General features: G+C 58.5%; 1 protein-coding gene. It reads right to left on the minus strand.

All coding sequences use genetic code 11. The features are described 5' to 3' along the window. Positions 1-336 precede the first annotated feature (336 nt). Positions 337-789 carry a helix-turn-helix domain-containing protein gene (locus tag FYC77_RS20015; protein ID WP_149083249.1) on the minus strand — a complete coding sequence of 151 codons (453 nt, stop codon included), beginning with the start codon at positions 787-789 and terminating at the stop codon, positions 337-339. Positions 790-839 lie beyond the last annotated feature (50 nt).

Genomic DNA, 839 nt, shown 5'->3' on the forward strand with positions numbered 1-839 from the left:
TCCGCATCCGGGTAGTCGTCGGCAATCGCTTGCATACAGCCGATCCATTCACTGGTTCGCCGTCGTTCCGTCACATGAAGGCGGCACTGACCGGTTAACGGCTCAGTCGCAACGTGAAGCATTTGGCTCCCGTTTCGTTCGTAATGATGGTCAGTTCGAGCGACCGCTCCCGGTGATGCCGGGAGCGGGTCGCGGACGTGCTTGCGAAGTTCCTTGCTGGACTCGTCGAAACAGATGACTGGCCGGCTCTCGTCGTACGGTTGTTCGTACAGCGAAAGGATCGTTTCCATCCGATAGACGAACTCGGCGTTCTCTTTGGGTGGAATCAGCCAGTACTCAGAGCGGTGTGGCTTCAGGTCGTTTTTTTAGACGCTGTCGGACAGCTTCCTCGGAGATCGAGTCGAACTCGATCTCCTCGAGGGTAACCAAGCGGTCAGCGAGCAAGGCATAGGTCCAGCGAGTCCGGCCTTCCGGTGGGTCAGAACAGGCAAGGGCGACGAGATGGGCTTCGGCTCGGCCGTCGAGTTTCGGCTCGTAGTCTCGATCGGGCTTGCGGCGATGAATCGCCGCAACCCCTCGCTCTGTGTACGCTTTGCGCGCCCGATGTGGCGTCCCGACCGAACAGCCGACGTGCTCACAGATGGCCGCATCTGTGAGCCCGTCATCAGCCTTCAGGAGGATCCGTGCACGGGTGATGTCCTCTGCTCGGTGTGTGCCCTTCGTAACGAACTCCTCGAGTTCAGCACGTTCTTCGTCAGAAAGATCGACAGTGTACTTCTTTCGGCTCATTCCTAGAGATACGTGCCCAGAGGATATAACCTAGCTGTCCACGGTTGGGA

It is taken from the genome of Natrialba swarupiae (assembly GCF_008245225.1).
Taxonomy (GTDB): domain Archaea; phylum Halobacteriota; class Halobacteria; order Halobacteriales; family Natrialbaceae; genus Natrarchaeobius; species Natrarchaeobius swarupiae.

What these genes read in the sequence shown, in the direction of transcription:
- FYC77_RS20015 (WP_149083249.1), bottom strand. Translation starts at nt 789, where the DNA reads ATGAGCCGAAAGAAGTACACTGTCGATCTTTCTGACGAAGAACGTGCT.